Origin of the sequence: Streptomyces sp. TP-A0356, assembly GCF_001417775.1 — a bacterium.
Lineage (GTDB): Bacteria > Actinomycetota > Actinomycetes > Streptomycetales > Streptomycetaceae > Streptomyces.
On sequence record NZ_BBZJ01000019.1, the window covers coordinates 180905 to 201720 of the forward strand.

General features: G+C 72.2%; 22 protein-coding genes. 12 read left to right on the forward strand and 10 right to left on the reverse strand.

The features are described 5' to 3' along the window. Positions 1-30: 30 nt before the first annotated feature. Positions 31-882: a transglutaminase-like domain-containing protein gene (locus tag ASC56_RS17700; protein ID WP_055492397.1), complete on the reverse strand. Its 852-nt coding sequence runs from the start codon at positions 880-882 to the stop codon at positions 31-33. 17 nt (positions 883-899) lie between these two features. Then, a complete protein-coding gene (locus ASC56_RS17705) occupies positions 900-1949 on the reverse strand; it encodes a GNAT family N-acetyltransferase (protein WP_055492398.1) in 1050 nt (349 codons plus the stop codon). A gap of 140 nt (positions 1950-2089) precedes the next feature. Between ASC56_RS17705 and fdxA the strand changes: the two genes are divergently transcribed. Further along, a complete protein-coding gene (gene fdxA / locus ASC56_RS17710) occupies positions 2090-2410 on the forward strand; it encodes a ferredoxin (RefSeq protein ID WP_043443616.1) in 321 nt (106 codons plus the stop codon). A gap of 148 nt (positions 2411-2558) precedes the next feature. Further along, positions 2559-3653, forward strand: a complete 1095-nt coding sequence (locus ASC56_RS17715; protein ID WP_055492399.1) for a bifunctional succinyldiaminopimelate transaminase/glutamate-prephenate aminotransferase — start codon at positions 2559-2561, stop codon at positions 3651-3653. An 87-nt stretch (positions 3654-3740) separates the two neighbouring features. On the opposite strand, the gene ASC56_RS17720 is transcribed toward ASC56_RS17715, so the two are convergent. Together ASC56_RS17720 and ASC56_RS17725 are read right to left on the reverse strand one after the other, a co-directional pair. Beyond that, positions 3741-4193, reverse strand: a complete 453-nt coding sequence (locus ASC56_RS17720; protein WP_055492400.1) for a hypothetical protein — start codon at positions 4191-4193, stop codon at positions 3741-3743. A gap of 385 nt (positions 4194-4578) precedes the next feature. Then, positions 4579-5547, reverse strand: coding sequence for a hypothetical protein (locus ASC56_RS17725; RefSeq protein ID WP_055492401.1), 969 nt, complete (start codon positions 5545-5547; stop codon positions 4579-4581). 96 nt (positions 5548-5643) lie between these two features. Here ASC56_RS17725 and dapE point away from each other — a divergent pair, with 96 nt between their 5' ends. Both dapE and ASC56_RS17735 read left to right on the forward strand, forming a co-directional pair. Continuing rightward, a complete protein-coding gene (gene dapE / locus ASC56_RS17730) occupies positions 5644-6723 on the forward strand; it encodes a succinyl-diaminopimelate desuccinylase (RefSeq protein ID WP_055492402.1) in 1080 nt (359 codons plus the stop codon). Positions 6724-6886: 163 nt separating this feature from the next. Beyond that, positions 6887-7645, forward strand: a complete 759-nt coding sequence (locus tag ASC56_RS17735) for a TIGR00730 family Rossman fold protein (RefSeq protein ID WP_055492403.1) — start codon at positions 6887-6889, stop codon at positions 7643-7645. Positions 7646-7647: 2 nt separating this feature from the next. Here the strand turns inward: ASC56_RS17735 and folP are convergent, their stop codons facing one another. Beyond that, on the reverse strand, positions 7648-8508 hold the full coding sequence (gene folP, locus ASC56_RS17740) for a dihydropteroate synthase (RefSeq protein WP_055492404.1): 861 nt from the start codon (positions 8506-8508) through the stop codon (positions 7648-7650). Positions 8509-8660: 152 nt separating this feature from the next. Between folP and ASC56_RS17745 the strand changes: the two genes are divergently transcribed. Both ASC56_RS17745 and ASC56_RS17750 read left to right on the forward strand, forming a co-directional pair. Then, positions 8661-9008, forward strand: coding sequence for a DivIVA domain-containing protein (locus tag ASC56_RS17745; RefSeq protein ID WP_055492405.1), 348 nt, complete (start codon positions 8661-8663; stop codon positions 9006-9008). Further along, on the forward strand, positions 9005-9598 hold the full coding sequence (locus ASC56_RS17750) for a DNA-3-methyladenine glycosylase I (RefSeq protein ID WP_055492406.1): 594 nt from the start codon (positions 9005-9007) through the stop codon (positions 9596-9598). Before ASC56_RS17745 ends, ASC56_RS17750 begins: the two co-directional genes overlap by 4 nt. A 64-nt stretch (positions 9599-9662) precedes the next feature. Here the strand turns inward: ASC56_RS17750 and ASC56_RS17755 are convergent, their stop codons facing one another. Then, positions 9663-10466 (reverse strand): enoyl-CoA hydratase/isomerase family protein, encoded by an 804-nt coding sequence (locus ASC56_RS17755; protein WP_055492567.1) that lies wholly within the window; start codon positions 10464-10466, stop codon positions 9663-9665. A 371-nt stretch (positions 10467-10837) separates the two neighbouring features. Here ASC56_RS17755 and ASC56_RS38125 point away from each other — a divergent pair, with 371 nt between their 5' ends. Next, positions 10838-11005, forward strand: a complete 168-nt coding sequence (locus tag ASC56_RS38125; RefSeq protein ID WP_003966491.1) for a DUF3117 domain-containing protein — start codon at positions 10838-10840, stop codon at positions 11003-11005. A gap of 162 nt (positions 11006-11167) precedes the next feature. Here ASC56_RS38125 and ASC56_RS17760 read toward each other — a convergent pair whose 3' ends face one another. Beyond that, positions 11168-11866, reverse strand: coding sequence for an O-methyltransferase (locus ASC56_RS17760; RefSeq protein WP_305793669.1), 699 nt, complete (start codon positions 11864-11866; stop codon positions 11168-11170). 224 nt (positions 11867-12090) lie between these two features. Between ASC56_RS17760 and sigE the strand changes: the two genes are divergently transcribed. The 5 genes from sigE (at position 12091) to ASC56_RS17785 (ending at position 17632) form a co-directional block, all read left to right on the forward strand. Beyond that, the gene (gene sigE, locus ASC56_RS17765) at positions 12091-12786 is read left to right on the forward strand and encodes an RNA polymerase sigma factor SigE (RefSeq protein WP_079102576.1); all 696 of its coding nucleotides are present in this window, start codon (positions 12091-12093) and stop codon (positions 12784-12786) included. Further along, positions 12783-13775 carry an anti-sigma factor gene (locus tag ASC56_RS17770; RefSeq protein ID WP_079102577.1) on the forward strand — a complete coding sequence of 331 codons (993 nt, stop codon included), beginning with the start codon at positions 12783-12785 and terminating at the stop codon, positions 13773-13775. Before sigE ends, ASC56_RS17770 begins: the two co-directional genes overlap by 4 nt. 139 nt (positions 13776-13914) lie before the next feature. After that, the gene (locus tag ASC56_RS17775; RefSeq protein ID WP_079102595.1) at positions 13915-16089 is read left to right on the forward strand and encodes a trypsin-like peptidase domain-containing protein; all 2175 of its coding nucleotides are present in this window, start codon (positions 13915-13917) and stop codon (positions 16087-16089) included. 199 nt (positions 16090-16288) lie between these two features. Beyond that, positions 16289-16732, forward strand: coding sequence for a sec-independent translocase (locus ASC56_RS17780; protein ID WP_055492410.1), 444 nt, complete (start codon positions 16289-16291; stop codon positions 16730-16732). 243 nt (positions 16733-16975) lie between these two features. After that, entirely contained in the window at positions 16976-17632 is a 657-nt protein-coding gene (locus ASC56_RS17785; RefSeq protein ID WP_234376987.1) for a hypothetical protein, read from the forward strand. Positions 17633-17720: 88 nt separating this feature from the next. Here ASC56_RS17785 and ASC56_RS17790 read toward each other — a convergent pair whose 3' ends face one another. The 3 genes from ASC56_RS17790 to ASC56_RS17800 are packed head-to-tail and all read right to left on the reverse strand — an operon-like array spanning position 17721 to position 20744. Further along, entirely contained in the window at positions 17721-18854 is a 1134-nt protein-coding gene (locus tag ASC56_RS17790) for an Mrp/NBP35 family ATP-binding protein (RefSeq protein ID WP_055492412.1), read from the reverse strand. 44 nt (positions 18855-18898) lie between these two features. Beyond that, positions 18899-19477: a DUF1003 domain-containing protein gene (locus ASC56_RS17795; protein ID WP_055492413.1), complete on the reverse strand. Its 579-nt coding sequence runs from the start codon at positions 19475-19477 to the stop codon at positions 18899-18901. Next, positions 19467-20744, reverse strand: coding sequence for a magnesium transporter MgtE N-terminal domain-containing protein (locus ASC56_RS17800; RefSeq protein WP_055492414.1), 1278 nt, complete (start codon positions 20742-20744; stop codon positions 19467-19469). The genes ASC56_RS17795 and ASC56_RS17800 overlap by 11 nt, the downstream gene beginning before the upstream one ends. Positions 20745-20816: the final 72 nt, after the last annotated feature.

Below are 20816 nucleotides of genomic sequence, written 5' to 3' on the forward strand. Positions count from 1 at the left end.
CGGAGCTGCAAGGATCCCTAGGGGGAGACATCAGTTCAGCATGGCCCTGGCCGCCCGGGCCTGACCGCGCACCTGGTCGGCTGCCGTCTCGTCGACGGCGGACACCAGTTCGGCGTACGCATCGAGCTCCGCGGCCCCGCGCAGGAACTCCCCCCGCTGCACCAGAAGCCGCGCACGCTCGTACCGCAGCCGTGCGGGATGCGACGGCAGCAACAGCGACAGTTCGACCGCCCACAGGGCCACATCCGACCGCTCGGGCCGCGCGGCGGCCCACGCACGGATGTTGTTCAGCACCCGCAGCACGACGTCCAGCGGATCGGCCGGCGTGAGCATCGACGGGTCGAGCGACGCCCCCGTGGCCCCGGCGACCAGCATCTCGGCATCGCCGCCGGTCAGCACGCGACCTCCGTCGAAGGGATCGGCCAGCACTTGGTCCCGCGGGGGCCCGAACCCCACGACGAAGTGCCCCGGCAACGCGACGCCGTACACATGCGCCCCGGCCCTGCGGGCCACCTCCATCCACACCACCGACAGCAGGATCGGCAGCCCTCGGCGCCGCCGCAGCACCTCGTGCAGCAACGAGGACTCCAGGCGCTCGTAGTCCGCGGCGCCGCCGCGGAACCCGCAGCGCCCGCCCAGGAGGCCGGCCAGCGCGAGGGCCCAGGAACGCGGCCCGCCCGGCGCGAACGGCAGCTGTCCGGCCAGCCGGTCCAGCTCCATCTGCGCGGCGTCCATCCCGGCCTCCTCCAGCGTCCCGTCCGCCGCCGCGCCGACGAGCAGACAGAGGGTGGCGAGATCGGGCCGCGCGGAGCGGGCCTCGTCGCCGAACCGCCGCCGCACCTCGGCGGCACGCTCCGGCTCCGGGGGATAGGGGGCACGCATGGCAGCCTCGAAACCTCTCACACCACCGGGCCGGGCCCCGCGGCCGCCGGGCCGCCCGCCTCCGGGCCTCGAAAGCCCTCCGGCTCCCGGTAGTGGTGATATGCATGATGCGCCCCGAACCCGAGCCCCGCATACAGGCCCCGTGCCGGGGCATTGTCCGTCTCCACCTGGAGCCAGGCCGCAGAGGCGCCCTCCTCGAGGGCCTGCCGCGCCAGTGCCGCCACCACAGTGGTGGCCAGCCCCCGCCGACGCTGCTCCGGGTCGACCTCGACCGCCGCGAAACCGGCCCATCGGCCGTCCACCACACACCGCCCGATCGCCGCCGGAGGGGCACCCTCCATGCCCGGCACCGTGGCGAACCACACCGAAGGCCCGCTGCCCAGCACCCGCAGGGCCACCTCGCTCAGCCCCTTGCGCCGGTAGCGGGCGAGCCACGCCTCGTCGGCCGCGCGCGAGAGCACGACCGCGGGCGCCTCGCGGTCCGCCACCGGCGCCAGCGCGCCGGTCCACAGCTCGGCGGTCACCTCGCGTGTCCAGCCGCGGGCCTCCAGCTCCGCGCACAGCAGCTCCTGTGTGCCCTCGGCACCGGTCGCGAGCTGGATGTACGCGGGCAGGCCGCGGTCGGCGTACCAGCGCCGTGCGACGGTCAGCGCCTCGTCGAGCGGCAGGCCCGGGTCGCCGAGCGGCAGCACCGAATTGGCCCGGCGCGTGAATCCGGCGGCAGCGCGCAGCTCCCACTCGCCGAGCGGCTCCCGTTCCACCGGCTGCCAGGCCCTGGCGGAGATCCGCGCCAGCTCCTCGTACGAGGCCGCGGGACCCCTCCGACGGGCCGGGGCGGCAGGCACGACCTTGCCCGCGACCAGCGAGGATTCCGCGATCCGGACGCTCTCCCCGCTCCGCCGCGTGATCAGCAGCACACCGTTGTCCCATGATGTGAGAACTCCGACCGTGTCGGTGAACTTCTCACCCTCGGCGGCATGTTCGCTCAGCCGCCGTACGGAAACGCGTTTGCCCACGTCAGCGGCAGTGATACGGACCTCCAGCCGTCCGCCCGCAGAGATTTCCACAGGTCGGTTCACCCCTCCTGTTCGGATCATGCCCAGGAACGGAGATACTAGATGCGGGCATCGACGACGCCGCGCTCCCGCGCGCCAGGCGGCGGAGCCTGAGGAGGCCCGCCAGCGCCCTACCGAGGAGGAACGACAGCGTGACCTACGTCATCGCAGAGCCTTGTGTCGACGTCAAGGACAAGGCGTGCATCGAGGAGTGCCCGGTCGACTGCATCTACGAGGGCCAGCGGTCCTTGTACATCCACCCGGACGAATGCGTCGACTGTGGAGCCTGTGAGCCGGTATGCCCGGTCGAGGCCATCTTCTACGAGGATGACACTCCCGAGGAGTGGAAGGACTACTACAAGGCGAACGTCGAGTTCTTCGACGAGCTCGGCTCGCCCGGTGGCGCCAGCAAGCTGGGGCTGATCGAGCGCGACCACCCCTTCATCGCGGCGCTGCCCCCGATGAACCAGTAAGCGGCTCGGCCCCGGAGGCCGCATGAGCCGGTACCGCCTCGGTCCCGTACGGTGCCCGCCGCACCGTACGGGACCGAGGTGTTAGAGGTGTTTGGCGTCCGTACGCTCGTAGGGGGCGCCCGTCGACCCAGAGAGTGAGTCCGATCCCGTGTCCGCAGTCTCCGACCGCCTTCCGACCTTCCCGTGGGACAAGCTGGAGCCGTACAAGAAGACGGCTGCCGCGCACCCGGGCGGGATCGTCGACCTGTCCGTCGGCACCCCCGTCGACCCGGTCCCCGACCTGATCCAGAAGGCGCTCGTCGCGGCGGCGGACTCCCCGGGCTATCCGACCGTCTGGGGCACGCCCGAGCTGCGGGACGCGATCACGGGCTGGGTGGAGCGCCGCCTCGGCGCCCGGGGCGTGACCCATCGGCACGTCCTGCCGGTCGTGGGCTCGAAGGAGCTCGTCGCCTGGCTCCCGACCCAGCTGGGCCTCGGCCCCGGAGACACGGTCGCCCACCCCCGCCTGGCGTACCCGACCTACGAGGTCGGCGCGCGCCTGGCCCGCGCGGACCACGAGGTCTACGACGACCCGACCGAGCTGGACCCCGCGAACCTGAAGCTCCTGTGGCTCAACTCCCCGTCGAACCCGACGGGCGAGGTGCTGGGCAAGGAGGAGCTGACCCGGATCGTGTCCTGGGCGCGGGAGCACGGCGTCCTGGTCGTCTCCGACGAGTGCTACCTGGAACTGGGCTGGGAGGCCGACCCCGTCTCGGTCCTGCACCCGGACGTGTGCGGGGGCTCGTACGAGGGTGTCATCGCGGTCCACTCGCTGTCCAAGCGGTCGAACCTGGCGGGCTACCGGGCGGCGTTCCTCGCGGGCGACCCGGCGGTCCTGGGCCCCCTCCTGGAGATCCGCAAGCACGGCGGCATGATGACGTCGGCGCCGACGCAGGCCGCCGTGGTGGCCGCGCTGGGCGACGACACGCACGTGCGCGAGCAGCGCGAACGCTATGCGGCCCGGCGCACGCTCCTGCGCGACGCCCTCCTGCGGCACGGCTTCCGCATCGAGCACAGTGAGGCGAGCCTGTACCTGTGGGCGACCCGCGGCGAGTCCTGCTGGGAGACGGTGTCCCACCTGGCAGCCCTGGGCATCCTGGTCGCCCCGGGCGACTTCTACGGCCCGGCGGGCGAGAAGTTCGTACGAGTGGCGCTGACGGCGACGGACGAGCGGGTGCGGGCGGCGGTGGAGCGGCTCTCGTGAACGCACGGTGAGCTCGTGCCGCCGCCGTACGCGAACGGAGGGGTCCGGGAAACTCCCTGGACCCCTCCGCCGTGCGCGCCCGGAGGCTCAGCCACCCAGCGGCAGGCCGTTCGCCGGCAGCGGCTGCCCCGGCAGCCCCGTCTTCGCGGTCTCACCGATCAGACCGCCGGCCTGCCCGGCCGCGTCGCCGGCCGCCTTCTGCGCGACGGGCGTCGCCGTCCCGACGACCTTGCCGCCGACCTTGCCGGCGGCCGGTGCCGCCTTCTTGGCCGCCGCGCTGCCGACCTTGACCGCCTGGCCGCCGGTGTCACCCGCGACCCCGGTCACCTTCTGGGCCGCACCGTCGACCTTCTGGGCCGCGCCGTCGACCGTGGTGCCGACCGGCGCGGCGTCCAGGGCGGTCAGCCCGCCGAGGTTCGGGGTGGCCGGCAGGTCGGCCGTCGCCGCGCTGGCGGAGCCGGCCGCACCGACCACGGGCGCCGCTCCCGCTGCGATCAGCAGCGCTGCACGGGCGATCCGGCGGGTCAGGGGGAGGGACATGATGCTCCTTAGACGGGAGAGAACGGTGAAGTTTCCGACCGTGCCCGTGAGTTCGGCCGCTCGGTGAGCGACCGGCCGCTCGCGTCCGACTGGCTGTCGGCCGGTGCGGCTGGTGATCGTTCCGGGCTCGGACGCAGTGACTACCGCTCGAAGTCCGCGAAGGTTGCGGTGGCCCAACGTAAAGAGTTGGCAATGCGTCGCATTATCTGCTGGGGATGAAATCGGGCAAACAGCGTCCGGCCGGAAGGCCTGCTGAATCCTTACAGCCCTTTGCTCACAAGGGATTGGCCGACTGCGAGGGTGGCCGCCCGAAAGCGTGCGCGCCCCGTCGACGAGGCGCGCCGCGCATTACCCCGGAGGGTGAGGGCCCGCACTGGTGCCCGGGCTATTCCCCGGTGACGATGCGGACTTCGGCGGTCGACGCCTTCCCGTCGGAGCCACCGGTCGTGCGCCACTCGTTCGCGAAACCTCCGCGTGACCACTCGTGGCCCGCGAAGGAGACCCGCGCGATGTGCAGCGCCGAGGAGTTGGCCACCGCCCAGTGCGCCAGCTCCCAGCCACGCCGGCTGACGGAGCCCGCGGCGGCGGCCTTGCGGGGCACCGGGATCGTGACCGCGTCGGCGGCCGGTGCCGCCGTGCTCGTGGCCGTGGCCGTGGAGGATGGTGACGGCCGCCGGGTGCCCACCTCCGCGCCGGCCGCCTGCAGCACGTCACGCCCGAAGTCCCGCACCAGCGCGGCCCGTACGGCGTCCGGGCCGCCGGTGCCGGTCTGGGCAGGGCGCCCCTGGCAGGTCAGTGTGGCCGCCGTCCGCCCGGTGAGCGCGGCGGCGAGCAGCCCCGCGTCGGGCTCGTGCTTGGCGTACGCCTCCGGATAGCCGCTGCGCTGCACCTGCTGCGCCGCGACCGTCAGCGGCAGCTGGGTGTAGTCGGGCACCTTGGCCAGGTGCTCGTAGAACACCCCCGCCGCGTACGTCGGGTCCATGATCTGCCGGCTGGTGCCCCAGCCCTGCGACGGGCGCTGCTGGAAGAGGCCGAGCGAGTCCCGGTCGCCGTGCTCGATGTTGCGCAGACCCGACTCCTGGAGCGCGGTCGCGAGCGCGATGGTCACCGCGCGCTCGGGCATGCCGCGGGTGGTGCCCACGGCGGAGATCGTCGCGGCGTTGGCCGCCTGCTCCGGAGTGAACTCGTACGAGGCTCCGTCGCCCTTGCCCGAGACGACGCGGCATCTCGGCGCGGCCGAGCCGGTGAGGTACTGGACGGCGAGATAGCCCGCGACGGCGAGCAGGACCACGAAGGCCGCCCCGAAACGGAGGAGGCGGCGACGGCGCTTGGGGTTGGGGGACGGCTCTGGCACGCGTACAAGGTACTGGAGGCGCCTGGAGGTGCCGCCCGGGGCTGTGGACAACTCGTGGGGAGGGCATACGGTGTCGGGCGCGTTAGGGTCGACATCATGGCCGATACCCCGCTTGACCTCACGCTGGACGCCGCGCGGCTGACCGCGCAGCTCGTCGACTTCCCCTCCGAGAGCGGTGGCGAGAAGCCCCTCGCGGACGCGATCGAAAGCGCGCTGCGCGCCCTGCCGCACCTGCGGGTCGACCGGTACGGCAACAACATCGTGGCCCGGACCGAGCTGGGCCGCGCCGAGCGCGTGATCCTGGCCGGGCACATCGACACCGTCCCCATCGCGGACAACGTCCCCTCGCGGCTGGACGAGGACGGAGTGCTGTGGGGCTGCGGCACCTGCGACATGAAGTCGGGCGTCGCGGTCCAGCTCCGCATCGCCGCGACGGTCCCGAAGCCCAATCGCGACCTCACGTTCGTCTTCTACGACAACGAAGAGGTCGACGCACACCTGAACGGTCTGAAGCATGTGGCCGAGGCCCATCCCGATTGGCTGGAGGGCGATTTCGCGGTGCTGCTGGAGCCCTCCGACGGCCAGGTCGAGGGCGGGTGCCAGGGCACGCTGCGGGTCCTGCTGAAGACCAGGGGCGAGCGCGCCCACTCCGCGCGCGGCTGGATGGGGTCCAACGCGATCCACGCGGCCACCCCGATTCTGGCCCGTCTGGCCGCGTACGAACCGCGCTACCCGGTGATCGACGGCCTGGAGTACCGCGAGGGCCTGAACGCGGTCGGCATCTCGGGCGGGGTTGCCGGGAACGTGATCCCCGACGAGTGTGTGGTCACGGTCAACTTCCGTTACGCGCCCGACCGCACCGAGGAGGAGGCCGTCGAGCATGTCCGCGAGGTGTTCGCCGGCTGCGGGGTGGAGGAGTTCCTGGTGGTGGACCACGGCGGCGGTGCGCTGCCCGGCCTCTCGCACCCGGCCGCGGCGGCGTTCATCGAGGCGGTCGGCGGCACTCCGCGGCCCAAGTACGGCTGGACGGACGTCTCCCGCTTCAGCGCGCTCGGAGTCCCGGCCGTCAACTACGGCCCCGGCGACCCCCACTTGGCGCACAAGCGGGACGAGCGTGTGGAGACCGCGAACATCCTCGCCGGGGAAGAGCGCCTGAGGGCCTGGCTGACGTCCTGAGCTGCCGCGGGCCCGTGGGGACCGCGGTCCATGGGAGGACATGCGCAGGTCCCCCGTCCGTAACCCGCTTGGATCTACGCTGGGGTGGAACGACCTTCCCCGGCTCTCGGCTTCTCCCCATGAGCACACGAGCAGGGGAGGCCTCGATGCGGAGGGAGTGCACATGCCTACCGGCAATCCCGAGGGCAAGAAGGTGCCACCGGAGGAGCAGCGGCTCGGCCCGGTGCTGCGCAGGCGGGGCCAGGTGATGAAGAGCACCACCGACCAACGGCTGCTGGACGAGCGCGCCCCCACGGACTGGGTGCACACGGATCCGTGGCGGGTCCTGCGCATCCAGTCGGAATTCGTCGAGGGCTTCGGCACACTGGCGGAACTGCCGCCCGCGATCAGTGTGTTCGGTTCGGCGCGGACGCCGGTGGACTCGCCCGAGTACGAGGCGGGAGTGCGGCTGGGCCGCGGCCTGGTGGAGGCGGGCTGGGCGGTGATCACCGGCGGTGGCCCGGGCGCGATGGAGGCGGCGAACAAGGGTGCCTGCGAGGCGAAGGGGATCTCGGTCGGGCTCGGTATCGAGCTGCCCTTCGAGCAGGGGCTGAACCCCTATGTCGACATCGGCCTGAACTTCCGGTACTTCTTCGTCCGCAAGATGATGTTCGTGAAGTACGCGCAGGGTTTCGTGGTGCTGCCGGGCGGCCTGGGCACGCTGGACGAGTTCTTCGAGGCCCTGACCCTGGTCCAGACCCAGAAGGTGACCCGCTTCCCGATCGTCCTGTACGGCACCTCGTACTGGGGCGGCCTGGTGGACTGGCTCAAGAGCACCCTGGTGGCCCAGGGCAAGGCCTCGGAGAAGGATCTGCTCCTGTTCCACATGACGGACGACGTCGACGAGGCGGTGGCGCTGGTCTCCAAGGAGGCGGGACGCTAGGGCTAGGCGAGCCCCCGGCGGGCCACCGCCGGTGGCCGGTGGCCGGCGATCGTCGCGACCATGTCCAGCACCTGCCGGGTCTCGGCCACCTCGTGCACCCGGTACACCTGCGCCCCCAGCCAGGCGGACACCGCGGTCGTCGCCAGCGTCCCCAGCACCCGTCCCTTCACCGGCCTGTCCAGCGTCTCGCCCACGAAGTCCTTGTTGGACAGCGACACCAGCACCGGCCAGCCCGTGGCGACCATCTCGTCCAGCCGCCGCGTCGCCTCCAGGCTGTGCCGCGTGTTCTTGCCGAAGTCATGGCCCGGATCGATCAGCACCGACTCCCTCGGGACCCCCAGCGCCACCGCCCGTTCGGCCAGTCCCAGGGTCACCCGCAGGATGTCGGCCATCACGTCGTCGTACGTCACCCGGTGCGGCCGGGTCCGCGGCCGCGATCCCCCCGCGTGCGTGCACACCAGCCCCACCCCGTACCGCGCGGCGACCTCCGCGAGCGATGGATCGACCCCGCCCCACGCGTCGTTGAGCAGATCCGCGCCCGCCTCGCACACCGCATCGCCGACCTCGTGCCGCCAGGTGTCCACACTGATGACCACATCGGGGAAGCGACGCCGCACCTCGGCGACGAAGCCGACCGTCCGCCGCGCCTCCTCCTCGGCCGTGACCTCTTCCCCCGGCCCGGCCTTCACCCCGCCGATGTCGATGATGGCGGCGCCCTCGGCCACCGCCTGCTCCACGCGCGCGAGGGCCGGTTCGTCGCGGAACGTGGCCCCCTGGTCGTAGAAGGAGTCCGGTGTCCGGTTCACGATCGCCATGATCACCGGCTCGTGCGCGCCGAATTCACGCCTGCCCAACCTGAGCATCCGCTGTGACCTCTCGCCGTACGTCCTGTCCCGTGGCCGCCTGCGACCTTCATTGTCGGTGCCGCATGGCACGATCGGACCCAGACACATTCGACATCGGCACTTCCGCGTCGGCGCTCACGGCGTCGGCACCGAGCGTGGGGACCTCAGTGATGTTCATGTTCTTGTTCCTGGTCGTCGCGCTCGCCGTCGTGGTCGCCGCGGTCACACTGGCCGTGGTGGGCGGCGGCGAGAGCGCTCCCCTCCAGGACGCGCCCCCCGAGCGGCTCGACGACCCGCTGCCGCCGGACCGTCCGGTCGGCCGCGCGGACGTGGAGGCCCTGCGCTTCCCGCTCGCCGTCCGGGGCTATCGCATGGCGGAGGTGGACGACGCACTCGGCCGTCTCGGCGCCGAGATCGCCGAGCGGGACTCCCGCATCGCCGACCTGGAGGCCGCCCTGGCCGGCGCCCGCGCGGCCCGCGCCGTGTCGGACGAGCGGACCGAGGGGGACCACCGGTGAGCGGCGCCGCCGTGGCGGGGTCCGACGGAGTGCTGCGCTGCCCCTGGGCGCTGTCCACCGAGGACTACGTGGCGTACCACGACGAGGAGTGGGGCCGCCCGGTCCACGGGGATGACGCGCTGTACGAGCGGCTGTCCCTGGAGGCCTTCCAGTCGGGCCTGTCGTGGATCACGATCCTGCGTCGCCGCGAGGGCTTCCGCGCCGCCTTCGCCGACTTCAGGATCGCCAAGGTCGCCGCCTTCACGGACGCGGACCAGGAGCGGCTGCTCGCCGACCCGGGCATCATCCGCAACCGCGCCAAGATCGACGCGACTCTCGCCAACGCGCGCGTGCTGGCGGACTGGGCGCCGGGGGAGCTGGACGAGCTGATCTGGTCGTACGCCCCCGACAGTGCGTCTCGCCCGGTCCCCAGGACCCTCGCCGACGTCCCGGCGGTCACCGCCGAGTCGACCGCCCTGTCCAAGGCCCTCAAGAAGCGCGGCATCCGCTTCGTCGGCCCGACGACGGCGTACGCGCTGATGCAGGCGTGCGGACTGGTGGACGACCATCTGGAGGCGTGCGCGGCCAGGAAGAGCCTGTCCGGCCGATGAGGCCCGGGCCGTCCGGTCCGTCCGGTCCGGCCGGTCCGGCCTCATCGGTCCAGGTGCTTGGGCTTCATCGGCCCAGATACTTGGGCTTCTCCTTGTTCACGAACGCCTGCACCGCGATCGCGTGATCCTCCGAGGACCCCGCCCGCGCCTGCAGCTCGTCCTCCTTGTCCAGGGTCTCGTCCAGGGAGTGCGTGAGCCCGTACGCCACCGCCTCCTTGATCGCCGCGTACGCCAACGTCGGCCCCTCGGCGAGCGCCGCGGCCACCTTCCGCGCCTCGGCCCGCAGCTCGCCCGCGGGCACGACCCGGTTCGCGATCCCCAGCTCGAAGGCCTCCTGTGCGCCGATGCTCCGCGGGAAGAGCAGCAGGTCGGCGGCGCGGCCCGGCCCGACCACCCGGGGCAGCGTCCACGAGACACCCGAATCCGCGGTCAGCGCCACCCCCGCGAACGACGTGTTGAAGGCCGCGGTGTCCGCCACGATCCGGTAGTCCGCGGCCAGCGCGAAACCGAGACCGGCCCCGGCCGCGACCCCGTTCACCGCGGCCACGACCGGCTTGGGCGCGGCCGTGAGCGCCCGCACGATCGGGTTGTAGTGCTCCCGCACCGTGCTCATCGTGTGCCCCGAGCCCGCCTCCCGGTCGGCGGCCAGCAGGCCGATGTGCTCCTTGAGGTCCTGCCCCACGCAGAACGCCCGCTCTCCGGCGGCAGTGAGCAGGATCGCCCGTACGGCGTCATCGGCGGCGGCGGACCCGACCGCGTCCCGGAGGGCGACCTTGGTCGCGACGTTCAGCGCGTTCATCGCCTCCGGACGGTTCAGCGTGATCGTCGCAAGCCCTTCGCTCACCTCGTAGAGCACGGTGTCGGCCATGGTGGTCCCCTCCGGTGTCGCGGCTGCGTCGTACCGGTCGGTACGGCTGCGTACGAAGGACAGCATGGCCGAGATCACCGGCCGTGGAACGGACCGGACATGTGACCTGCGTCAAAGAATTCCCGTCGACATCCGCTCGGGGGACGTTCGTGCGGGGGCGCAGTATCACAGTCACATCGCCGAATTGAGTGGTTTTGCTCGCGCGTGTTGCCCAAGCGATGCCGACTCATGTTGGTCATCGGGTCCTGAGATGCGGGATAATGGCTTGGAAGCAATGTGTTCGATGCCGGTGTCGCGTGTCCCGCGAAGGACCGCGTGCCCTTCAAGGGCCGTCGGCTGACGATGAGCTGGTTTCAGGAAGGGGAACGAGCATGGCGGCCATGAAGCCGCGGACGGGCGACGGCCCGCTCGAGGTGACCAAGGAGGGGCGGGGCATCGTCATGCGCGTTCCGCTCGAAGGCGGCGGTCGGCTCGTCGTCGAGTTGACCCCTGACGAGGCCGACGCGCTCGGCGACGCCCTCAAGAAGGTCGTCGGCTGACGCAAGCGACCCTGGCTTTCAGCTGCCCCGGCATCGTACGCGGTGCCGGGGCAGCTGTCTTCCAGGTGCCGGGGCAGCTGCCTTCCAGAGGTACGGTCCTGATGTGTCCGCGCGCCTTCCCTGTCCGCGGGCGTCACCCACACGCCCCCGCCGCGCGCAGGCTCAGCGCTTGACCGCGCACAGCAGCCCGTCGCCCACCGGGAGCAGGGAGGGCACCAGGTCCGGGCTCTCACGGACCGAGCGCAGCAGCTCCCGCAACCGCAGGACCTCGGTGGGCTGCGGTCCGGAGTCCACCGTGCGGCCGTTGGCGAAGGCGCCCGCGAAGACGACGAGCCCTCCGGGACGCAGCAGACGCAACGATTCAGCGAGATAGTCGAGGACCTCCTGCCGATCGCCGTCGCAGAAGACGAGGTCGTAGCCGGCGTCCGCGAGCCGGGGCAGCACATCCAAAGCCCGGCCGGGGATGAACCGGGCGCGGTTGCTGGCGAAGCCGGAGGCACGGAAGGCGTGACGGGCGAACTGCTGGTGCTCGGGCTCGGGGTCCACGGTGGTCAGCACGCCGTCCGGCCGCATGCCGTGCAGCAGGTGGATCCCGGAGACGCCGCATCCGGTGCCGATCTCCGCCACCGCCTTCGCGTCCACGGTGGCGGCGAGCAACCGCAGCGCTGCGCCCGCGCCGGGCGACACCGAGCGCAGCCCCGCTTCGCGGGCCCGGTCGCGGGCCCAGCGCAGGGCGTCGTCCTCGGCGACATAGGCGTCGGCGAACGCCCAGCTCGTCAGCCGGTTGCCGGTAATGACCCTCTCCTGTCCCCGTGATTGCCTGGGCGTGACTGTATCCGTTGACGGCGGGAACCCGCAGATGGGACCAGGCGTTTAGGAGGGTGGGAAGGGTAGCGGGGGAAAGACGGGGGAATGGGATGGACCTGGACACCGAGCAAGTGCTGACGCAGCCGCCTCAGCGCCCATCAAATTCTCGTAAAACCGCTTATCCGGAGCTAACGGGCGAGGTGGCTATGGTAGGGGCTCCACTGGACACCACCAGAGCCGACAGGGGAGGTGCGGCTGCGCCTGCAGATCGGGGAGGAGTGCTGCGGCGCTTTCTCAGGTCATCGGGTGAGCCGAAATCCGTGACCGACATCGCTGACACTCACCATGCCGCCGACACCGCGCAGACCGCGACCTTCGCCACCGACGCGGACTCGCAGGCGTGGACTCCGCCCACCTGGGAGGAGATCGTCAGCACGCACAGCGGCCGGGTCTACCGCCTGGCGTACCGCCTGACCGGTAACCAGCACGACGCCGAGGACCTGACCCAGGAAGTCTTCGTCCGGGTCTTCCGCTCCCTGTCGACCTACACGCCCGGCACCTTCGAGGGCTGGCTGCACCGCATCACGACGAACCTCTTCCTGGACATGGTCCGCCGCAAGCAGCGCATCCGCTTCGACGCTCTCGGCGAGGACGCGGCCGAGCGGCTGGCGAGCCGTGAGCCGACCCCGCAGCAGGTCCTCAACGACGCGCACTTCGACGCGGACGTCCAGCAGGCCCTGGACACCCTCGCCCCCGAGTTCCGCGCGGCCGTGGTCCTCTGCGACATCGAAGGACTGTCGTACGAGGAGATCGCCGCGACCCTGGGCGTCAAGCTCGGCACGGTCCGGTCCCGGATCCACCGCGGCCGCTCGCAGTTGCGCAAGGCCCTGGCGCACCGCTCGCCCGAGGCCCGCGCCGAGCGCCGCTTCGTGGCCCGAGTGCCCGCGCTGGGGGGAGGGGGCGCGACCGCGTGAGTGGATCCCGTCGCCCCACACCGGCAGAGCAACACCTGGGAGACCGTCTCTCCGCCCTGGTGGACGGAGAGCTCGGTCATGAGACGCGCGAGCGCGTACTGGCCCATCTGGCCACCTGCGCCAAGTGCAAGGCCGAGGCCGACGCACAGCGCCGACTGAAGAACGTCTTCGCGGAAGCGGCCCCGCCGCCGCCCTCCGAGACCTTCCTGGCCCGTCTGCAGGGCCTGTCCTCGGGAGGCGACGCGGACGACGATGGCACGCCGCTCGGCGGGGGAGGATTCGGCAGAAGGCTCCAGGGAACCGTCGGGCTGCCCCCGGGCTCCGGCGTCTTCGGAGTGAGGGGCGAGCCCTTCGGGTACGTCCCGTCGGGGTCGCACGCCACGGCGCTGTCCGCTTCCGAGGGCCGCGCCCTGTCCGGGGACCGTGGCTTCCGTATCCATCACGTCGGCCGCCAGGACGCCGAGCGGTCGGCGTCACGCGGGCTGAGGTTCGCGTTCGCCGCCGCGGGTGCCGTGTCGCTGGCCGCGATCGCGCTCGGCGGGGTGTCGACAGGCATCCCGGCCGATACGGGCCCTGAAGCGCGCGGCGGTTCGGGCACCGGTAGCAATGTCACCCCGACGCGCCCGCCGGGTACGGGCGGTGGCACGGCGTCCCAGACCCAGCGTCGCCGCAACACCGCGCCGCTGCTGGGGCAGCGCACGCTGGGTGGCGGAGCCGTGGCCTCCACGGAGGCATCGGCCCCCCTGCTGCCCGGAGTCCCGGCGCCGGGCTTCCAGGACGACTCGGAGATCCGTGCCCTGACCGCTCCCGTGGTGGCCGGAGCCGCGGCCATGTCCCCGCTGATACGTCCCCTCACCGACCCCGCACCGGTCACGCCGGCCTCCTGGCCGGCCGCCCCGGGGATCATGACCCCCGGGTTGCTGGCCGCGCCGGCGCCGACCTCGTCGGCCACCCCCACCGCCACGCCCTCCTCGGGCGTCGCCCACTGAGCCCGGCGTCTGCGTGCCGACCGCGGAACCTGGTTGAATCCAGGGATGGCCGCGCCCGCGGAAGCGACCCGGGCGCGGAATCGACGATCCAGCGGTGACCGCCGGCGCCGCCGTGCCGCGGGCCGGGTGTGGGGAGAGCATGAACGAGGGGAAGCCGATCCCTCCGGGGGAGGCCGAGGTGGAGACACCGGCGGCGCGGGACGGCGCGGGCGCCGCGACCGGAGCGAGCCCGGAGGCATCCGGGCGTTCAGGTGCGCCTGGGAGTGTGGCGGTGGGTGAGGCGGCCGGCTCCGAGCACCCGGCGGCCGACGGTGAGAGGTCGAGCGGCGCTGCCGACGGCGACTACGAGCTGAGCGGGCCCGTCGCTTCCGACGGCGACTACGAGCTGAGCGGCCCCGTCGTCACGCCCGCACCGGACGAGACCGACCCCGAAGCGGACTTCGAACCGGAGTCTTCGGCTGCTGTGCGGTCGGAGAGCGAGCTCGAGGGGGACTTCGAGCTGGAGCGCCCGCTGTCGGCGCGGCCCGAGAGCGGGGCCCTGGACCAGGTGGGGTCGGAGGCGTCCGATGCCGTGCCCGTCGAGTACGCAGGCGCCGGTGGCGGGGCGCGGGAACGTTCCGAGGACATGGCTCCTCGGCCGGGCCCCGATGCACACCCCGCTCCCGCCGAGCGCCCCAGGCCGCTCCACGACCCCGACCCCTACGGCACCCCGCCCTACGGCGAACCGGGGCCCTGGGCCCCCGCCCCGCCGGTCCAGCACCCGGCGGTGACGCCCGCGCACGGCACGGCGCCCATGCCGGGGCTCCTGCCGGGCGCTCCTGTCCCGCCGGGCGCACCCGGGCCGGTCCCGCCGTCCTCCGGCGTGCCGCAGAGCGCTCCGGTCCCGTTGTCACCCCTGCCGCAGGACGGGCCCTCCGCGTCGGCGTCCGTCCCGTCGGCCACACCGAATCCACCCGCGTCCCTGCCGCAGGGCGCTTTGGCCCCCGGCACCCCCGGAGCCGACGCGACGGCCCCCGGTGTGCCGCCCGCGCCGTCCGGACAACCCTCCGCGCCCTCCGCGCCGCATCCGGCCGCCGCGCCCGACCCGGTGGCCGTGCACGCGGCCGAGGCCACGTACACCGGCCCCTGGCAGAACTACGACCCCTGGGCACCCCACGGCCCCCTCCAGCAGAGCGGCGCGCCCGTCGCCACCCAGGAGCATCGGCGCCGGCGGACCAGGAAGGTGCTCGTGCTCGGCGCCGTGCTGATCGCGCTCGTGTCGGGCGGGGTCGGCGGTGTCGTCGGCGCCGGGCTGGAGCGCGGTGGCGGACTCGGGGGCGTCCAGTTGCCCCAGGCGGGACCGGAGCCCAAGGGACGTGCCCCCGGCAGCGTCGCCGGGATCGCCGCCCGCGCGCTGCCCAGCGTGGTGACCCTGCACGTCAAGGGCACCGGCACCCAGGACACCGGCACCGGGTTCGTGCTCGACGGGCAAGGACACGTCCTCACCAACAACCATGTCGTCGAGCCCGCCGGATCCGGCGGCGAGATATCGGTGACCTTCAACGGCGGGGAGACCGCCAAGGCCACCCTCGTCGGCCGCGACACCGGCTACGACCTCGCCGTGGTCAAGGTCAGCGGCGTCCGGGGCCTCCAGCCCCTGCCCCTCGGCAACTCCGACAACGTGCAGGTCGGCGACCCGGTCGTCGCCATCGGCGCGCCCTTCGACCTCGCCGGCACGGTCACCGCCGGGATCGTCAGCGCCAAGGAGCGGCCCATCACGGCCGGCGGCCAGAAGGGCGACGGAAGCGATGTGTCGTACGTCGACGCCCTGCAGACCGACGCCCCGATCAACCCCGGCAACTCCGGCGGCCCCCTCCTGGACTCCAGGGGCCGTGTCGTCGGGATCAACTCCGCCATCCGGTCGGCCGGCGGCGACTCGGGCCGAAGCGGCCAGGCGGGTTCCATCGGGCTCGGCTTCGCCATCCCCGTCAACCAGGCCAAGCGTGTCGCCGAGGAGCTGATCAACACCGGCAAGGCCACCCACCCCGTCGTCGGCGTCACGCTCGACATGAGCTACCCGGGAGACGGCGCCCGCGTCGGCACCAAGGGCACCGGCGGCGGCTCGGCGGTCACCCCAGGCGGCCCCGGCGACAAGGCGGGTGTCAAGCCGGGTGACGTCATCACCGAGGTCGACGGCGTACACGTCCACTCGGGCGAAGAGCTGATCGTCAGGACGCGCGCCCACCGCCCCGGCGACCGCCTGGAGCTGACCGTCGTCCGTGACGGCGGGGAGCGGAGGATCACCCTCGTCCTCGGCGCCGCGAACGGCAACTGACACCAACCTCACGGGGACGGATCCGAACCGCGCACCACAAGGCAAACATCCCGGAAAACCCGCCGCGTACACGCGGCCGGGGGTGCCGGGACGGTACCCGTCGGACAGGAACGCCGGGTACCGTGGATCCGGCCCGGACCACGGAAGACCCGCATCGACCACCGGGGCCGAGGACCGAGGACATCGCTAGGAGCTTCAGGTGTTCAATGACATAGGACCGCTCGAGCTGGTCACGCTCGTCGTCCTCGCTGTGCTCATCTTCGGTCCGGACAAGCTCCCGAAGATGATCCAGGACGTCACGCGCACCATCCGCAAGATCCGCGAGTTCTCGGAGAGCGCCAAGCAGGACATCCGCAGCGAACTGGGCCCCGAGTTCAAGGACTTCGAGTTCGAGGACCTCAACCCCAAGACGTTCATCCGCAAGCAGCTGGACAACGACGACCTGGGGCTGAAGGAGATCCGCAACGGATTCGACCTGAAGAGGGAGATGGCCGAGGTCACGGACGCGGTCCACGGCCGCGAGTCGGAGCCCCCGTCGTCCTCGTCCTCCGCCACGCCCTCCTCCGGTCGCGTCGACATGACGAAGAAGCCCGAGAAGCTCGACCCCGACGAGCGCCCGCCCTTCGACGCGGACGCCACCTGAGCCGTCCGCGGCGGGCCCGCGCGGCGTAGCACGCCTGACGGCGAGGTGACGCGGGCCATACGCCCATCGGCGTGCGCGCGGCCGTATTGCGACCTGCAAGCGGCCGTACGCGCCGGGCGTTTCCCTGCTGCTCGGAGTGCTGTGGCTATGCTGCCCTGTTGTTGTGCGGACCGATTGGGAGCTAGGACGCCCGTGGGGGGCGGGCCGCTCGGGTCCGACGAGAGCGAGGAGGCGTCCGGGCAGATGGAGACGACGAGTCGGGAGGGCGCGCAGGCGCAGGGCGCGGAGGGCGGGCAGCAGCTCCCCTTCGCCCGGCGCACGGTGGACGGCTACCTCAAGGCGTCCTTCCCTTGGTACGGCCTCGACGAGGCGTTCACGGGTCCGCGCTGGCTGATGCAGGTGGGCACCGCGGCCGACGGGACGGTGGAGCACGGATCGACCGGACACGGTGACGAACCCTCCGTGCGCAACGACGCCACCGAGGACAAGGAGCGGTTCGCGGTCGTGGTCACCGTCGCCGCCAACCCCGTACGGCACAGCGCGGACGGCACCGGTCTGCTGGAGGCCACATCGGTCTCCTCGGCCGCCTGGCTCGCGGGCGTGGGGCTGCTGTCGTTCACCTGGCCGGGCCAGCTGGACCACGGCCTGCGGGACGACTGGCTGGACCAGCAGACCGAGACGGCGTGGGTGCTGGCGGACGACCTGACGGGCCCCGACTGGTCGGCCCTGTCCCTGCCCGTGGACGGCGTCCCGACGTCCTTCCACTACCGCGAGTCCGAGTTCGGCTGGGTACTCGCCGGGTCCACCCGGGAGGGCGTGCACGTGGGGGCGTACGGCAGGGGCATGAGCGCGTACGGGCTCGGCTTCGCCGTGATCAAGGACATCTCGGCGTACGCCTGATCCTGTGGCGCACAGGCCGAGGGGGCACCGTGGACCACGGTGCCCCCTCGGCGTAGGACATCAGCCTCTGGAAGGTGCTCCACCACCCCTAGAACTTGTTCTTGGGCGTGATTCCCAGGGACAGGCCCGCAAGGCCCCGCTGCCGTCCGCCCAGCTTCCCCGCGATCGAGCGCAGGGCCGAGCCCGCGGCGGAGTCCGGGTCGGTCAGGACCACGGGCTTGCCCTCGTCGCCGCCCTCGCGCAGGCGGACGTCGATGGGGATGGAGCCGAGGACCGGGACCGTGGCACCGGTCGTACGGGTGAGACCGTCGGCGACCCGTTGGCCGCCGCCCGTCCCGAAGACGTCCACCATCTCGCCGCAGTGCGGGCAGGGCAGGCCGGACATGTTCTCGACCACGCCCACGATCTTCTGGTGGGTCTGTACGGCGATGGCGCCCGCGCGCTCCGCCACCTCCGCGGCGGCCTGCTGCGGGGTGGTCACCACCAGGATCTCCGCGTTCGGGACCAGCTGTGCCACCGAGATCGCGATGTCGCCCGTGCCCGGCGGCAGGTCGAGCAGCAGCACGTCCAGATCCCCCCAGAAGACATCCGCGAGGAACTGCTGGAGCGCGCGGTGCAGCATCGGGCCGCGCCAGACCACGGGCGCGTTGCCCGGAGTGAACATGCCGATCGAGATGACCTTCACGCCGTTCGCCTGCGGCGGCATGATCATGTTCTCGACCTGGGTCGGACGGCCGTCCACGCCCAGCATGCGGGGCACGCTGTGGCCGTAGATGTCGGCGTCCACGACACCGACCTTCAGGCCGTCGGCCGCCATCGCCGCGGCCAGGTTCACCGTCACCGAGGACTTGCCGACGCCGCCCTTGCCGGAGGCCACCGCGTACACCCGGGTGAGCGAGCCCGGCTTGGCGAACGGGACCTCGCGCTCGGCCTGGCCGCCGCGCAGCGCGGTCGCCAGCTCGCGGCGCTGCTCGTCGCTCATCACGTCGAGCGTGACGTCCACCCGGGTGACGCCCTCGACGCGGGAGACCGCCTCCGTGACGCGCTGCGTGATCGTGTCGCGCATGGGACAGCCGGAGACCGTCAGATACACGGTGACCGCGACCGCGCCGTCCGCGCCGATCTCCACCGATTTGACCATCCCCAGCTCGGTGATGGGTCGCTGGATCTCGGGGTCGTTCACCGTCGCCAGTGCCTCGCGCACCGCGTCTTCCGTAGCCATAAGCACGATGGTACGGCGCCCGGCGGGGGCCTCGGAAAGCCCCGTCAGCGGTCGTCTACATCACGTCCGCGCGACCGGTCCGCCGGGAATACCACAGGGCCCTCGGAGCGCCGTCGCTCCTCCACCTCTTTCATGAGGTCCTGGAGTTCCGAGCGGATCCAGTCGCGGGTGGCGACCTCGCCGAGTCCCATGCGCAGTGCGGCGACCTCCCGGGTCAGGTACTCGGTGTCCGCGATCGATCGCTCGTTCTGCTTACGGTCCTGTTCCAGGTTGACCCGGTCGCGGTCGGCCTGGCGGTTCTGCGCCAGCAGGATCAGCGGGGCCGCGTAGGAGGCCTGCAGGGACAGCATCAGGGTCAGGAAGATGAACGGGTACGGGTCGAAGCGCAGGTGGCGGGGGGCGGCGACGTTCCACACCAGCCACAGCATGATGACGACCGTCATCCAGACGATGAACCGCCCGGTGCCGAGGAAGCGCGCGATCCGCTCGGACATGCGTCCGAAGGCCTCCGCATCCCACTCGGGGAGCACCCGGGCGCGCCGCGGCAGCGGCTGGTCGAGCCGGATGCGGGGTCGGGTGGCGGCGGTCGCGCCGGAGGGGGACTTCTCGCGCTCAGGCGCCATCGGCGGCCCCCTCGCCGTACAGATGGAACTCCGTCTCGCGCCAGTCGTCGGGCAGCATGTGGTCCAGTACGTCGTCCACGGTCACCACGCCCAGCAGCGAGCCGGCCTCGTCGACGACGGGCGCCGCGACCATGTCGTAGGTTGCGAAGAACCCGGCCACCACGGGCAGCGGGGCGTCCGGGGCCAGGGGCTGCAGATCGTCGTCGAGGATCGAGCTGACGAGCGTGTACGGCGGGTCGCGCAGCAGCCGCTGGAAGTGCACGGTCCCCAGGTACTTGCCGGTCGGTGTCTCGTCCGGGGGCCGGCAGACGTACACCTGGGCGGCGAGCGCGGGGGACAGGTCGGGATTGCGCACCCGGGCGAGCGCGTCGGCGACGCTGGCGTCGGGCCGCAGCACGATCGGCTCGGTGGTCATCAGGCCGCCCGCGGTCTTCTCCTCGTAGGCCATGAGGCGGCGCATGTCGGCCGCGTCGGAGGGCTGCATCAGGCTCAGCAGCCGCTCCTTCTCGTCCTCCGGCAGCTCGGCGAGCAGGTCTGCGGCGTCGTCGGGGTCCATCGCCTCCAGGACGTCCGCGGCGCGCTCCTCCTGGAGCTTGCCGAGGATCTCGATCTGGTCGTCCTCCGGCAGCTCTTCGAGGACGTCGGCGAGCCGGTCGTCGTCGAGGGCGGCGGCGACCTCCGCACGGCGTTTGGCGGAGAGGTGGTGCAGGACGTTCGCGAGGTCGGCGGCGCGCAGCTGCTCGAAGGTGGCCAGCAGGCTCTCCGCGCCCTGTCCGTGCTCCTCCAGGGAGAAGCCGGTGACGGCGGACCACTCGACGAGCATCGTCTCGCCCTTGCGCCGGAACGCCCCGCCCTTGCCCTTGCGCACGAGGACACGGTCCACCTCCCAGTCCCGGCGGGCGGGCAGTTGCTGCACGGAGAGGTCCAGGACGGTGACCTCCTCGCCGGTCTCGACGAGCTTGACGCGCCGGTCGAGCAGCTCACCGAAGACGAGCCGCTCGGTGGGCCGCTGCTCGAAGCGGCGGACGTTCAGCACACCGGTGGTGATGACCTGGCCGGACTCGATGCTGGTCACCCGGGTCATGGGCAGGAAGATACGGCGGCGGGTGACGAGTTCGACCACGAGGCCGAGCAGTCGTGGGGGGCGGCGCCCCACGCGCAGCATGACCACCAGGTCGCGCACGCGTCCCACCTGGTCGCCGTTGGGGTCGAAGACGGCGACGCCGGACAGATGCGAGACGAAGATGCGAGGGGCGCTTGCCGCCATGCGCGCGCCTCCTGTTCCAGCCGTTTTGTCCGCTCGCGTGGGCTTCAGGCTAGCCCGTCCCGGTGCGGCACG